This window comes from Mesorhizobium sp. M5C.F.Ca.IN.020.32.2.1 (assembly GCF_004023105.1).
Lineage (GTDB): Bacteria > Pseudomonadota > Alphaproteobacteria > Rhizobiales > Rhizobiaceae > Mesorhizobium > Mesorhizobium wenxiniae.
Genome location: NZ_RZSX01000055.1, coordinates 1 through 14,080, shown reverse-complemented (window position 1 = coordinate 14,080; position 14,080 = coordinate 1). Strand labels below are relative to the sequence as shown.

9 protein-coding genes and 1 pseudogene are annotated in these 14,080 nt (G+C 60.8%); 4 read left to right on the top strand and 6 right to left on the bottom strand.

Annotation, left to right across the window (positions count from 1 at the left end; genetic code table 11):
- Positions 1-368: 368 nt before the first annotated feature.
- Positions 369-2,276 (bottom strand): heparinase II/III-family protein, encoded by a 1,908-nt coding sequence (locus tag EOA86_RS04715; RefSeq protein WP_128340851.1) that lies wholly within the window; start codon positions 2,274-2,276, stop codon positions 369-371.
- Positions 2,277-2,393: 117 nt separating this feature from the next.
- On the opposite strand from EOA86_RS04715, the gene EOA86_RS04710 reads away from it, so the two are divergent.
- Positions 2,394-3,635: a cellulase family glycosylhydrolase gene (locus tag EOA86_RS04710; RefSeq protein WP_128340850.1), complete on the top strand. Its 1,242-nt coding sequence runs from the start codon at positions 2,394-2,396 to the stop codon at positions 3,633-3,635.
- Positions 3,636-3,906: 271 nt separating this feature from the next.
- On the top strand, positions 3,907-5,799 hold the full coding sequence (asnB, locus tag EOA86_RS04705) for an asparagine synthase (glutamine-hydrolyzing) (protein WP_348633325.1): 1,893 nt from the start codon (positions 3,907-3,909) through the stop codon (positions 5,797-5,799).
- A gap of 98 nt (positions 5,800-5,897) precedes the next feature.
- On the opposite strand, the gene EOA86_RS04700 is transcribed toward asnB, so the two are convergent.
- Positions 5,898-7,016 carry a glycosyltransferase family 4 protein gene (locus tag EOA86_RS04700; RefSeq protein WP_128340848.1) on the bottom strand — a complete coding sequence of 373 codons (1,119 nt, stop codon included), beginning with the start codon at positions 7,014-7,016 and terminating at the stop codon, positions 5,898-5,900.
- A gap of 152 nt (positions 7,017-7,168) precedes the next feature.
- Between EOA86_RS04700 and EOA86_RS04695 the strand changes: the two genes are divergently transcribed.
- Positions 7,169-8,608 (top strand): polysaccharide biosynthesis C-terminal domain-containing protein, encoded by a 1,440-nt coding sequence (locus tag EOA86_RS04695; RefSeq protein ID WP_128340847.1) that lies wholly within the window; start codon positions 7,169-7,171, stop codon positions 8,606-8,608.
- Positions 8,609-8,699: 91 nt separating this feature from the next.
- Here EOA86_RS04695 and EOA86_RS04690 read toward each other — a convergent pair whose 3' ends face one another.
- The 3 genes from EOA86_RS04690 to wecB are packed head-to-tail and all read right to left on the bottom strand — an operon-like array spanning position 8,700 to position 11,987.
- Positions 8,700-9,506: a WecB/TagA/CpsF family glycosyltransferase gene (locus EOA86_RS04690; protein ID WP_128340846.1), complete on the bottom strand. Its 807-nt coding sequence runs from the start codon at positions 9,504-9,506 to the stop codon at positions 8,700-8,702.
- Positions 9,503-10,840 (bottom strand): UDP-N-acetyl-D-mannosamine dehydrogenase, encoded by a 1,338-nt coding sequence (wecC, locus tag EOA86_RS04685; protein ID WP_128340845.1) that lies wholly within the window; start codon positions 10,838-10,840, stop codon positions 9,503-9,505. The genes EOA86_RS04690 and wecC overlap by 4 nt, the downstream gene beginning before the upstream one ends.
- Positions 10,833-11,987, bottom strand: coding sequence for a UDP-N-acetylglucosamine 2-epimerase (non-hydrolyzing) (gene wecB, locus EOA86_RS04680; protein WP_128340844.1), 1,155 nt, complete (start codon positions 11,985-11,987; stop codon positions 10,833-10,835). The genes wecC and wecB overlap by 8 nt, the downstream gene beginning before the upstream one ends.
- A gap of 530 nt (positions 11,988-12,517) precedes the next feature.
- Here wecB and EOA86_RS04675 point away from each other — a divergent pair.
- Positions 12,518-13,630, top strand: coding sequence for a hypothetical protein (locus tag EOA86_RS04675; RefSeq protein ID WP_245497134.1), 1,113 nt, complete (start codon positions 12,518-12,520; stop codon positions 13,628-13,630).
- An 18-nt stretch (positions 13,631-13,648) separates the two neighbouring features.
- Here EOA86_RS04675 and EOA86_RS04670 read toward each other — a convergent pair.
- Positions 13,649-14,080: pseudogene (locus tag EOA86_RS04670) on the bottom strand (hypothetical protein); the annotation flags it as partial.

Genomic DNA, 14,080 nt, shown 5'->3' with positions numbered 1-14,080 from the left:
ACTTGTGCTCGACAGTTCGCCAGTAAGCGACCACCGCGCTCCCCAGTGCCGTGAGAAATAGGAGGCCGAGCGTCACCAGATTGACGTTCGAAAGCTTTTCCACAATCACTCTGGCGAATTCAGAAAACATCGGTGCAGTGGCTCCTGGGCCGTAAAATGGCTACCGGCGAATTAAGAAGCAAAGAACTTGCCAAACCCACTGCATGTTGCCCGCAACCAGGTGGCTATTGCGGCTGCAACGAGCAAAAGCATGCCGGATTTGCGCCAGATTAGCAGTTCAACCGTAACAAAACGCTAAATGTCGGAACGTAATTAATCTCGAATACGGCCGGAACAGCGGATGGCCCGCTCTGCTGCTGCGCCGGCCGCTATCGTTGCGACGGTGGGATTGCCGCGAGGTGGATCTTAATTCCGTCTTCGCCCACTTCGCCGTGCCAGGCGATGCGTTCGGCTGGCTGCCTGGCGCCAAAACGCGGTGAAACCCAGCCGCCCTGCCCCGGTGCGTCGCCGCCGGCGCGGATGTTGACCGCAGCGTCCGGAAACCGAATGGTCATCAGCGGCTCGTCGCCGCGCAGCACTATGATCGTGCTTCCGTCTCGGTTGGTGCCGAGGCCGGCTGCGAGTTGAAAGACGACCTCGGCCACGCGCCTGCCGCCGAGCAGTTGGTCGGTCACGACGATCCCGTCGGCCTGGTGCGCCACGGTGCGCTGATGCACGACACCGAAGCGGCTTCTATACCCGTCATGCCGGGCGCGCAGCTTCCAGTGCGTTCCCGGCTCGCTCTCCACCAATGCCGCAACCGCCTTGTGCGACCAGTTGAACATCCCGGCGATGATGCTTTGGCTTTTGCCCTCGATATTCAGCGTGTTATGCGCCGGTGTCGAGCGGAACCAATCGCGCCAGACGCCCCCCGAACCGTAGAGCCAGGTGCCGGGGTCGACCAGCACCGGCTCGCCATCGATGCACAAGGTGAGCGACAGCGCGTCGGCATGGCCGTGAGCCGCTATCGAGAGATAGCCGAGCGGGCCGTGGTCGAAGGTCAGATCGATGCTGCGGCCATTCATCTCACCGCGCCAGACGGAGAGCCCGCCTTGCGTGAACGTTTGCAACCCATGCGACGCCGGTGCCGGTTCCGACGGCCTGCCAAAGAAAAGCGCCCGAAAATCGTGTGGCGCCGCCGCGTTGCCCGGCATCTGTAAAAAGCCACGGATGGCGGCGGCGACGGATCGGACATAGTCCGGCTCGTCCCCGAGCGTCAGCACGCGACCTTCATCGTTGTCGCCAAAGCCGGCAGCTGGGGAGAGCCAAGCGACGAAATTGGCAAATGCGGCCAGACGCGCTTCGACGGGCGAGGGAAACGGCGTTCCGGCCTGGCGTGCCGCAGCGGCGCACAGCAAAATTAGTTCGGCGGTGAAGGCCGCATATGTCGGGGTCTGCTCGGCACCGGCGCCATCGGCGAGAATCTGCTTGCGCGCCTCAGCCAGGAGGGCGCCGCGGACAGCGTTGGATTCGGTCCCCAACGCCAGGCCGATCAGATACTCGCCAGCCAGTTCTGCGACGAGATGGTTGTTGGCGGACGAAAATCGAGAAGGGAACCGCGGCAGCCAATAGGCGCTTGCCGCCAGTATTTCACCCACTTGCTGCCGTGTCGCAGCGCCTAATCGGTCGCCGACGAGGTCCATGGTGACAATCAGGCTGATGGCTCGCAGCGCTACTTCGATGCCGGAGGCCCAGCAAACCCCTCGAAACGGCGGATTGGCTGAATGCCAGCTGTCGATCGCCGCCTCTATGGCCATCCGGGACTGGTCGTCGCCGGCGAGAAGCAGGTGGGCGCCCAGTGGCGGCAACTGCTGCAGCCGGTTGATCTCCCAAACGTATTTTACATCGCCGCGGCCGCCGCCATGGCGAAAATCGATATCGAAAGTATGGGCCTCGGGACCCGGCCAAAACCTGCCGGTCACCGGATCAAGGCGCCAAAGCTCGGGAGGAAACAGCCGATCTCGATCGCGCCGTGGCCATGTCCGCCCAAGTGCGGAAAACTGGCCCCCAAGCGTGTTTTGCGCCGCCGCCGCTATGGCTTGCCGTTGCTCCGGTGTCGCAGCCAGCGCAGCATCGCGCAATCCACGCAGCACCGGGTGCAACTGGGGGGAAGCATAACGCTCCCAGCCGTCGTCGCGGCGGCGCGAAGCGATCCTTCGACGCTGCTCGCCCAGCCGGTGCAACACCTCGGCCGGCTCCATGCTGCGCAACCGGTTGATGTACCAGCCGACTCTCATACGCGCTCCGCCAAGGTTTCGATTCTTATATACCATGCTGTCGAAAAGCCGCACGACGGCAATCCTCCTTTTCCGATCCTGCGGTTAATATCTCCGACCATGATGCGGAGAGTGGCGATGAGAAGGATGGCGTGGGTTGTAGCCTGGGTGCTCGGCATGGCGATAGCCGCCAACGCTGCGCCGATCCAGCTCCAGCGCGGCGTCGGCGTGCATGAATGGCTCAACTGGTCGCCGGTCGAGGACGATGGATCCTACAGTTGGCCGCCCTATCGCAGCGAGGAGGCGTGGCGCGCTGGACATAGGCCGCTCACCGATTGGCCGGATGGCGAAGTGTTTGCGCGCATTCGATCGATGGGCTTCGACTTCGTCCGGCTGAGCGTCGACCCCGGCCCTCTGCTTGCCAGCGAGGGCGCCAAACGGCTGCAGGCGCTGGACATACTTGCCGCAGCGGTCGAGCGGGTCACGTCGGCCGGCCTTAAGGTGGTTTTCGACCTGCACGGCGTCACCCAGGTTCCGGCCTACAGCATGGAGATGATCTATGACGGTGCCGACAGCGGAGGCGTTGCCAGCTATCGCGAAATGGTTGTGGCGGTCGCCACCATGCTGGCCAGGGTTGGCACCGACAATGTAGCCTTCGAGCCTTACAACGAGCCGGCATACTACCCCTGTGATTCGAGCGGCAGCGATGACTGGCAGCGGATCATGGCAGACACGGTCCGCGATATTCGCGCAGTCAGCAGCGAACTCACCATCGTCGCAACAGGCGCCTGTGGCGGCAGCATTGCCGGGCTGGTCAATCTCACCCCGGGCTTTGACGATCCGAACCTCTACTACAGCTTCCATATGTACGAGCCGCACAGTTTCACGCACCAGCGGCCCGACGTGACAGGCGCCTTCGCCTCGGGCCTGCCCTGGCCGGCCGACAGCAGTACGCCCGAAAAGGTGACCGAAACCCTTAAAGCGCAGATGGAGGCCGCCGGCCTTAGCCCGGTCGAGCAAACGATGAACATGGTCGCGGCGCGTGAAGCAATCGCCCGATATTTCGAGCACAATTGGGGCTCGAGCCAACTCGAGGCGAGCTTCCGTCAGGCGGTCGACTGGGCGGAGGCGCATGGCATTCCAAGCCGACGGCTCTTCATGGGTGAATTCGGTGTGATCCTCATGTCTGCGGACGGCCGCATGGGCGCATTCGACGCCGACCGTCTGCGCTATCTCAAGGCGGTGCGCCAGCAGGCGGAACGCTTCGCGATACCATGGTCTGTCTGGGAATTCTCCAATCCCTATGGGATGACCGTTATCCGGCCCGAAGGGCCTGCGGTCCCGGACCAGGAGATGTTGCGGGCACTGGGCCTGCCGTAGCCATTGCGCCTCTTGACGGATGAGCGGCCGGGCGGCAACGCCAATCCTGTCCCCGCCACAAGCTAGTGATCAATCACGCGACGGCAAGAGCTGCCGTCTCCGCGGCAACCGTCGGTGGCACCTCATTCAGGACCGGCAGAGCCTGATCGAACCGGTCAAGCCCGCCTTTGAAACACCTTGGCGGCATTCTCCGCGATCCGGTTCGTCGGCAACCAAGTGTTTAATACATTCGTCGTAAACAGCGTCGCGAACATGCGCGCCCAGGGAAGAGATGATGTGCGGAATTGCCGGCTGGATCGGGCCGAGAGTCGAGAACCCACAATATCGGGCCGCCGGAATGTCCAACGCATTGCGGCATCGTGGCCCCGATGCCGAAGGCACCGAGTTCTTGGACTTGAACACCGGCGGGAACCAATTGGCATTGGTGCATCGCCGCCTGGCGATTATTGACTTAAACGCCGATTCAAATCAGCCGATGCATATCGACGACGGCCGTCTCAGAATTATTTTCAACGGCGAAATATACAACTATATCGAGTTGCGCCAGGAACTGATCGGCCTCGGTCATCATTTTCGAACGCGCTCCGATACCGAGGTGCTGCTCAGAGCTTATGATCAGTGGCACTTGTCCGTATTTGACCGATTGAGCGGCATGTTCGCTTTTGCGCTCTGGGATGCTCAGAGGCACGAATTGATCCTCGGCCGCGATCCCTTCGGCAAAAAGCCCCTTTACCTCATGGAAAGCGAAAAATTGCTGTCGTTTGCCTCGGAGATCAACGCGTTGTTGTCATCGCAGCCAAACGCGCAGCAGCTCGATCTGGACGCTGTGCACGAGTATCTGCGCTGGCGTTACGTGCCTGGACCGCGCACGCTTTTTAAACAAATCCGCAAACTCAACCCCGGAAGCTATGCCGTTTGGTCGCAAGGGACCGTGACGGAAACGCGCTATTATACGCCTCCAGATCAAACCGATCTGACCGAGGACATCGACGACGAAACCGCCAAGCGGCGATTTCTGGAACTGCTCGACCATTCTGTCGAGATCAGAATGCGCAGCGATGCACCCTTTGGCGCCTTTCTCTCCGGAGGCCTCGACTCGTCAGCGATCGTTGCCCTGATGACCAAGCACAGCGACAAGCCAATTCGTACATTTTCGGTCGGCTTCAGCGAACCGGCTTACAGTGAACTTCCATTCGCCCGACGCGTCGCCGATCATTTCCAGACCGATCATTGCGAACTGGTTATTGAGGCGGACGACCTGATTGACCACCTGCCCAAGTTGATTCGCCATCTGGGGGCGCCTGTTTCACAAAGTTCGGACATTCCAATTTACCTGATGTCGGAGCGAGCCTCGCAGGACGTCAAGATGGTGCTCACAGGGGAAGGGGCAGACGAGATTCTCGGCGGGTATCCCAAACATCGCGCGGAGTCACTGGCTGGAATCTACCGGTCGCTCGTTCCAGCCTCGCTTCACAACAACGTTTTCGCCCCTCTGATACGCGCCATGCCTGGCGCATCGGCCAAGTTCGATACATTTGCCCGAAGCGCGGGCGAAAGGGACTTTGCCACTCGGATGATCTCCTGGTTTGGGGCCATGACAGCGCGGGAACACGGTCGCCTCATCGGTGCGCCGGCCAATTGTCGCAATGAACGCAACGACTTCCCGTTCTCCTCAAGCGCGAAGTCATCCCATCTTCGCCGCGCGCTGTTTTTCGATCAGACATCGTGGTTGCCTGACAATCTCTTGGAACGAGGCGACCGGATGATGATGGCCGGTTCAATCGAAGGAAGAATGCCGTTCCTCGATCGCGATCTGGTTGCGTTCGTCAGCAAATTGCCCGATCGCTACAAGGTGGGTTGGCGGAAGGGTAAGCTGATCTTGCGCAACAGCATGGCCAACATGCTTCCTGAGGAAATTCTCAACCGCCGCAAGGTCGGGTTCAAGGTGCCGGTCGCCGAATGGTTTCGCGGGTCAATGACGAACTACGTGGACGACCATCTTTGCTCCTCTCAGTCCGTCATTCGCAGCTATTTGAGCGCCAAACACCTTGATCAAATCGTCTCGGAGCATACCAGCGGTGCCGCAGACCACGAAAAGCTAATTTGGGCGCTGTTGAATTTGGAGATATTCCATCGCGAATTTAAGCTTGGAGCGCCGCAGTGACGCCAATGGGATCGATATTGCGCTCGACCCGCAGCTGCTCGTTTTAGGCTCACCTGCGCGGCGCGCAAGCTCAGCGTCCACGTTTACATAGGATGGCGTCAGCGCTTGACCGATTGAGCTTTTAACGCGACCGACCTCCAGACGTCGCAGATCGCGCCGACGAAAGGTACGAGCTCAAGCCGTTCCCGATGCACGGCCATCGCGGCAGCACCAAGCCTGGCTCTCAATGCCGGATTTTCGACCAGCCGAGTCAGCGCCTCGGTCAACGCCGCAACATCGCCGGGCGGCACCAGCAACCCTGATTGCTCGTTGGCGATGATGTCCTCTACGGCGCCGACAGGCGTCGTCACTACCGCGAGACCTGCAGCCATGCCTTCGATGACCGAGACGGGCAGATTTTCGGCAAAGGAGGGCAGCACCAGAATGTCCGCCGAAGCGATCAGCGAAGCGACCTCGTCAGGGCCGACCCAGCCAGGAAGGGTAACGCGCTCGGCAAGGCTCAGTTCGGCCGTTCTCATCCGTGCCGCCTCGACATCGCCATCGCCGGCGATCGTGGCGCGCCAACTCTTGATCGGCTCCATGCAGTGCAGCGCATCCAGCAATTGCGGGACGCCCTTGCGGTCGCCGATGCGGCCAAGGAACAGGAGATGCACATGGTCGCCGCCACCGACATGCGCCAAGAATGGAACCGCCGTGGCGTTGGGAACGATGACAATCTTGTCGGCCGCCCCCGGTGCCCGGCTGGCGACGAAGTCGCGCCAAAGCCTGCCCAAGACGATCACCCGACCGGCACGCTCGAACAGAGCTTCGATGCGGCGGCTCATGAAACTGCGATCGTCTTTCCAGAATGTCTCATACTGCGCCCCATGCAAATGCAGGACATAGGGTATCGACAGCAGCCGTGCGCAGGCGGCGATCACCATCTTGCGATAGGTGCTGCCGGAAACCGATATGTTGATGTGAATGACATCGGCGCGCTTCGCCAAACGCGCCGCGAGCATCCGCAAGCAAAAGTCAAACATATATAAGATCGAAAACGCGACATGCCCCGAGCCGCGGCTGGCAAGGAAGCGTACATCGATGTCGGCGATCTCCTGCCGCTCGAACTCCTGCTTCAGCGCCCCCATGATGCGGTCGATACCACCCTGCCCCGAAACGCCCGAAGGCGTCGCGACAAGGACATGGACTTTTTGATTGTGGACCGGACGCTGCAACATGACTCCATTCGGAACGACGAGGCAAAGGTTTCAAACAAGGTTTACGACGAATCCGTTAGTTCAAACTGAATCTGTTCACCCTTTGCCGTCATCGCACTGGATTTTCCGCCGGTCGACGGTTAATCGAAGGTGAATTTTCCGGGGACAACTCTTTGCTGCTGCGCTCCACGCTCATCTATGCCCCGGCGATCCTGCTGACGCGGATTTCCGCGCTGCTCCTGCTGGTCATCGTGACGCGGCTGATCGATCAGACCGAGTATGGCCTGCTGACCCTGGTGGTGACCGTCGGCGAAATGACAGACGTTGCCGTCACCAACTGGCTGCGCATCGTTTTGCTCAGGCTTGGGGGCAAAGGCGACGTCAGCCGTGGCAGCCTGATGCTGGCCGGGCGGGTGTTGCTTGCCAGCACGGCCCTGGCGCTGATCATATCCGTGGCCGCCTCCGCAGTGATCGTGCCGGAGCGCTGGGTCGAGTTCGCGATCGCCGTCTGCAGCTACCTGATCGCCGGTTCCATCGGCCGCTTCGCGTTGACGGTTCTGCAGATGCAGCAGCGTCATTCGGTCTATTCGACCCTCGAGTTCCTTCGCGCCGTGCTGCAACTCGCGCTGCCGATCGGTGCCATCGTCATGTTTCAAGATTCGTTTCTGACGGTATCGCTCGGCTCGAGCCTCGGCGTGCTGATTGCCGGTATCGTGGCAGGCATCATGGCATCCCGACGCGTCGTTGTCGGTCCGCCACGCTTCACCCAAAAGGAGTTCTTCGTCCTCGGCTTGCCCCTGGTCATCATGGCGCTGGTAGGCTTCGGCCTGCACAGCGCCGAGCGTGTGTTCCTCAAGGTCTATTACGATGCCGGCGCAGTGGCGATCTTCGCCGCAGCCTATGCACTGGCCCGCCAGCCCATTGATATGGTCGCCAATTCCATCAACATGGGCGCCTTTCCCGAGGTGGTCAGCCGGTTCGACGACGACGGTCCTGCGGCATCGGGCCAGCTGCTGTCGCAATTGATGGCCTTGATGATGCGCCTTTGCCTGCCGGTCGCAGCAATGCTGGTCGCACTCAGCAGCGATATCACGCAGCTCCTGCTGCCCTCCGAATATCACGGCCGTTTCGGCCTGCTCTTTCCGATCATCGCCTTCAGCGTGCTGTGTGCCAATCTCGCCAGCTTCGTCTATGGCACCGTGGTGCACGCGCACAAGCGGCCGTGGCTGCTGATCATCGCCAATTCCTTCGGCTCGGTGGCGACAATCGCACTGTCCGTGCTGTTGATCCCTCCGATGGCGGAGGTCGGCGCTGCTTTGGCGCTGGCGGGCGGATCGCTGGCAGGCCTTTTAGCTTGCATCATCATCAGCGAACGGCTCACGCCGGTGCCGGTGCCATGGCGCGACATCGGTGTTTCGATCGTCATTTCGGTCTGCACGGGGCTGGCCGCCAGTCTTGCCAGCGCTCTTCTCGGCGATATGCCGGCCATCTTCTCGCTCGTTGCGGGCGGCACCGCTGGCGCAGTGGTTTTCTTCGGGCTGACCTGGCTGTTCTATCCTGCCGCCGCGATGCAATTCATAGCCAAGCTGCGGGCGCGGCTACGGCTCGCATAGACCCGTGCCGTAGTCCTAGAAAAAGCGGTTCCGACTTCGGGCCGAGGCTGTAGCCCCAGGCGGCCGCCCGCTTGTTGGGGGCAACCTTTACTTACTTATAGATCGACCTTCGGCGTCCCCGACTGCCCCATAACTCCCGGCACAGCAGCGCTGCGTAGGCAGTGTTGGTGTCATAGTAGCGGCGCCACAAGCGTTGCGGCTCCTGTGCCACGCGAAACAACCACTCCAGACCGGCCGCTTGAACCAGTTTTGGCGCCCGGGCAACCTTGCCGCCATAGACGTCGAAACTGCCGCCCACGCCCATGACGAAACTCGGAGTGAGTTCGTCACGATAGCGCTTGAGAAAGCGCTCCTTGCGCGGCGTCGGCATCGCCACCAACAGGCAGTCGGCGCCCGAGGCGTTGATCGCCTCGACGATGCCGGCCTCGTCTTCCGGCTTGAAATAACCATTGCGCATGCCGGCGACGACGAGACCCGGATGATCCCTGGCAAGTCGCATTCTAACCGCATCGAGTACGGATTGTTCTGCGCCCAGGAGGAAGAGCCTGTAGCCCCGCGTGGCGCAGAGGCTCAGCAGATTGATCATAATGTCGACACCCGCTACCCGCTCCGGAAGCGCGACGCCGCAAAGACGCGCCCCCCAAAGCACGCCGATGCCGTCGACGTTGACTACATCCGCCGTTGCCACGTCCGCGTGCAGTTCGGCGTTGTTGCGCATGTTCACAAGCTTGGCGACATTCACGACCACATGATGCAGCGGCCGCCGCAGGGTCATCGCCTCATCGGCGATGGCCAGCGTCTCGGCCATGGTCAGCGCATGGATCGGCGCGCCAAGGAATTCCCGGCGCCGTGACGCCAATAGGCGATGCTGTGCCCATGCTGGGTCGTGCGCGTTCATGCGGCCTCCTCTGCACTTGCAGGAAGTGCCAGGTGTTCGAGCGCTGTTTTCTTGCCTTCGATGCGGGCGTCGGGCTTGCGTGCTTTGCGCCAGGTCCACAAACCCCTTGTGTCGATGAGCTTCTTGTCCTTGAGCGCTTCGGGATCAACCAGATTAAACTGCCGATGGTCGACCAGCAGGACGACGATATCGCACTGGTCGATGGCGGAAAGCGCATCGGTAAAGACGATGCCTTTACCCTCGAGTTCATGCGGCAGCCTATTTGTGTTGGGTTCGGACGCGATGATCTTCAGGTTGGGAATATCTGACAAAAGCTTCACCACCTCAACAGCCGGACTCTCGCGCATATCGTCGATATTGGCTTTGAAGCTGAGGCCAAGACAAGCGATCGTCTGCTTGCGGGAAGGATCGAGCAAGGCTTCTATATCTCTGACCACCGACAAGGGACGCTCGGAATTGATCCGGCGTGCCGAAGCCATCAGCCGCGTGCTGTTAGGCGCGGCATCGATGATAAAATACGGATCGACCGCGATGCAGTGGCCGCCGACGCCCGGGCTCGGCTGCAGAATATTCACGCGGGGATGCCGGTTAGCGAGATCGATCACCTCCCAAACGTTGAGCGACAGATCCTGGCACACTGCCGCAAGCTCGTTGGCAAAGGCGATATTGACGTCGCGGAACGCGTTCTCGGTCAGCTTCACCAGTTCCGCGCTTTCGGCCTGGGTCGTGAACAGGTCGCCGGCAACAAAGGTCGAATAGAGTGCTGCGGTGCGTTCCGACGACTTGCGCGACAGTCCGCCGATCGACCGATCGTTGTTGATCAATTCGGTAAGGACCTTTCCGGGCAACACGCGCTCGGGCGAATAGGCGACCAGGACATCGGCCTCTTCGCCATGCACCAGAGGAAATTTGAGATCGGGCCGCAAATCAGCAAGCAGTCCCGTCATGATGCGCGTCGTGCCGACCGGGGATGTCGATTCCAGCACCACAAGGTCTCCCCGCTTCAGCACGGAGGCGATGCTTCGCGCCGCCGCGAGCACATAGCTCACGTCAGGCTTGTGGTCCTCGGTCATCGGGGTCGGCACTGCGATGACAAACGCGTCCGCCGGCTGCGGCGTACTGAATGCCCTAAGCTTGCCGTTGGCTACAACCTTCTGGATCAAACCATCGAGGTCCGGCTCGACGATGTGGATTTCGCCGCGATTGACCTTCTCGACCACCGCTTCGTTGACGTCGACACCAATGACGTCGAGCCCTCGACTGGCGAAGATGGCACACGTCGGCAGGCCGATATAGCCCATGCCGATAACGGAAACGGTTTTGATCTCAGCCATGATACAGCAATTCCTCAACGATCCGGTTACCGGCCCGGCCATCGCCATACGGGTTGTGTCGTTCCGCCATGCCGCGATAGGCAGCCTGATCGTCGAGCAGGCTGTTGGCATTGGACAGGATTTTTTGGATATCGGTGCCGACGAGACGGGCGGTACCCGCCGCAATCCCCTCGGGCCGCTCGGTATTCTCTCGCATCACCAGCACCGGCTTGCCGAGGGATGGCGCTTCTTCCTGCACGCCGCCGCTATCGGTCAGCACCAGGTAGCTCTGCTTCTGCAGGAACAGGAACGGCAGATAGTCCTGCGGGTCGACCAGGTGGATATTCGGCACGCCACCCAGTTCTGCGTTGACCACCGAGCGCACGTTGGGATTGGGATGGACCGGATAGACGATCTGCACGTCCTCGCGTATCGCCAACCCCTTCAGCGCCGTGCAGATGCGATGGATGCCGCCGTCGAAATTCTCACGGCGATGGCCGGTGACCAGGATCATTTTCTTGGCGGAATCGAGGAACGGGAAACGGGCGGCAAGCTTGGCGCTCATCGACTTGTCGGCGTCGATCGCGCCGGAAAAATGCAACAGCGTGTCGATCACCGTGTTGCCTGTCACGAAGATGGTGTTCGCAGTCTTTCCTTCGGCGATGAGATTGTCGCGTGCCTGGATGGTCGGCGCGAAATGCCACGTCGCTATGTCGCCGGCAATCTTGCGGTTCAGTTCCTCTGGAAAGGGAGAGTTGATATCGTGGCTGCGCAATCCTGCCTCGATATGGGCTACCGGGACGCGTTTGTAGAAAGCAGCCAGAGCCGCAGTCATCGCCGTGGTCGTGTCGCCTTGCACGAGGACGATATCGGGCTTCGCCTTCTCCAGCACTTCGGCCATGCCCAGCAGCACGCGCGAGGTGACGTCGAACAATGTCTGGCCGGGCTGCATGATGTTGAGGTCGTGATGCACCGGCAGGCCGGTCAGTTCGATGACCTGGTCGACCATCTCGCGATGCTGGCCGGTGATGCATGTCTCGGTAACAAAACCCGGATGGGCAAGCGCGGCACGCACCACCGGAAAGCATTTGAGCGCCTCCGGCCTCGTGCCGAACACGATCAGCAATTTTTGCCTGACCGGCAGTTTCGGATGTGAAAAGACGTTCATTGCTGATCCTGGTCGCCAGAAGGCGTCGCGACCTGCTGATTATTCGCCACAAGAGCTATACTAGCTGCAGAAGCCGCCTTCGTGACCTTAAATCTTAATATATGATTAACAGCCAAGCCCGCGTTCTCCCCGGTAACTCTTATGAAAGCCTAAACCGATAGGTATCCTGGCACAGTAGTCTTGAAAAAGAACATATTCGATTGACTAATATTTTAATTATCGGCCACACCATCGGATCTCGGCGCTGGGAAAATGAGCTCCTGGTACGGTTGAACGCAGCTAGTCACGTGGTATCGAGCTGCCGCGCGCCGACGCCTGCGCCGATCGCACGCGGACTGGATATTGTGCTGGCGATGGAGAGCCGGCGCTTCGGTCCCTCATTGGCAAGCCGCTCCGAGCCGTTGCCGTCTGGCGGTTCTGGTCCAGCGGATCTCGTAATCGATCTCACCGGCACTGCCGCTCGACGAGGCACGCCTGTCCTGACGCTCGAATTTTGCGGCCACAGCACTTTCCCCGCCGGTGTGGCCGAGATGCTGGCGAGCGGGCGATTGCCCGAACTTGCCGTTCGCCTCGACGGCGTCACAGTCGCCAGGGGGCGACCGATGATCAGCGACCGGCTCTGGCTATCTCGCAGCTGCAACGACCTGCTCGCTGGGGCCATCTCGCTGGTTGCGCAAAGCGTCGCCCGTTTTTCCGCGGGCGAACTTGTGCCAGTAGTCGATAATCCGGCACCGATCCTAAGGAACGGCGGTTTTGTCCGGCATTATCTGCCCTTTTTCTGCAGGGGGTTGGTCGATCGCGCCGTGCAAAAACTCAGACTTGGAAGGCGCCCCTTTTATTGGCAGGTCGCCTATCGGCTGATCGACGGGTCAGGTGTCGCCGAAACCGGGCAACTTGACGGTACGCCGTTCACCGTCCTCCCGGACGATGGCCAGCGATTCTATGCCGATCCATTCGTCCTCGAGCGGGATGGCCGCCACTATCTGTTTGTCGAGGAATTTCCCTACGCTACGGGTCGCGGCGTGATTTCTGTCGCCGAGCTGGGCGAAGATGGCACCTTCGGTGTGCCGAGGGTGGTACTGGAGGAAATGCACCACCTGTCGTATCCGCAAGTGTTCGCTAAGGCCGGCGAGATTTTCATGATTCCGGAAAGTGGGGCGGCGCGCGAGCTTGTGCTCTACCGCGCCGCGCAGTTTCCGGATCGCTGGGTACGCGACACCGTGCTGATGACGGACAAGGATTTCAATGACGCCACGCTGCTCGAATTGGATGGGCGCTTCTGGCTGTTGGGGACGGAGCGGTTCGGTTACGGCAGCGCGTCGGATACGATGACGGTCTATTCCGCACCCTCGCTGCGCGGGCCGTGGGTCGCGCACGCGCTCAATCCCATCGCCGTCGATCACTCGGCCGCTCGGCCCGGCGGCGCCTTTATCCGCCAGGATGACGCCGTAGTTCTGCCGGTGCAAAACGGGTCGAAAGCCTATGGCGGCGGTCTCGGGTTGATGCGGCTGGATAGGCTTGACGATTTCGACGTCCGTTTTGCGCCGCCCCGCCCGATCGGCCCGGGGCCGGCATGGGCCCGCACGGGCATTCACACGCTTAATCGCGCAGGCAACGTCGAGGTTGTGGATAGCACCGGCTGACGCGTCTGGAGCCTGTGCTTATCCGAGCCGATCCGGTTTCGGCTCGGATGTAGCCGCAGCCGACGATGTGGCCTTCGGCCGGTTTCTATACGGCGCGTTTCTATAGGCAAGCAGCAGCACCACGATAATTGCGATCTCCGGCGATTTTGACGAGAGCGCGTTGTTCGACAGCGCAGCAAGCAGGAACGTCATGGTGCCGATCCATGCCGGCAGCGGCGCCGCGCGCAGCAGCCGAAAAATGAACCAGAATACCAGCATGATGAAGAGCACGGCTATGGGCAAGCCGAAGAGCATGATGATGACCACCGGCGCGCTCTCGATGTAGGGCAGATGCAGCTTCTCGTTGACGATCGCCAGCAGGTCGTCGACGTTCATGCCAAACAGGATGTCTTTCCAGCTAACAAGTCCGAACACCTGGTAGATCGTCACCCGAGCCATGAAATTTTCGTC

Excerpts from the sequence above, each read along its gene's own strand:
- EOA86_RS04715 (WP_128340851.1), bottom strand. The coding sequence starts at position 2,276 with ATGAGAGTCGGCTGGTACATCAACCGGTTGCGCAGCATGGAGCCGGCC.
- EOA86_RS04710 (WP_128340850.1), top strand. The coding sequence starts at position 2,394 with ATGAGAAGGATGGCGTGGGTTGTAGCCTGGGTGCTCGGCATGGCGATA.
- asnB (WP_348633325.1), top strand. The coding sequence starts at position 3,907 with ATGATGTGCGGAATTGCCGGCTGGATCGGGCCGAGAGTCGAGAACCCA.
- EOA86_RS04700 (WP_128340848.1), bottom strand. The coding sequence starts at position 7,016 with ATGTTGCAGCGTCCGGTCCACAATCAAAAAGTCCATGTCCTTGTCGCG.
- EOA86_RS04690 (WP_128340846.1), bottom strand. The coding sequence starts at position 9,506 with ATGAACGCGCACGACCCAGCATGGGCACAGCATCGCCTATTGGCGTCA.
- wecC (WP_128340845.1), bottom strand. The coding sequence starts at position 10,840 with ATGGCTGAGATCAAAACCGTTTCCGTTATCGGCATGGGCTATATCGGC.
- wecB (WP_128340844.1), bottom strand. The coding sequence starts at position 11,987 with ATGAACGTCTTTTCACATCCGAAACTGCCGGTCAGGCAAAAATTGCTG.
- EOA86_RS04675 (WP_245497134.1), top strand. The coding sequence starts at position 12,518 with ATGCTGGCGAGCGGGCGATTGCCCGAACTTGCCGTTCGCCTCGACGGC.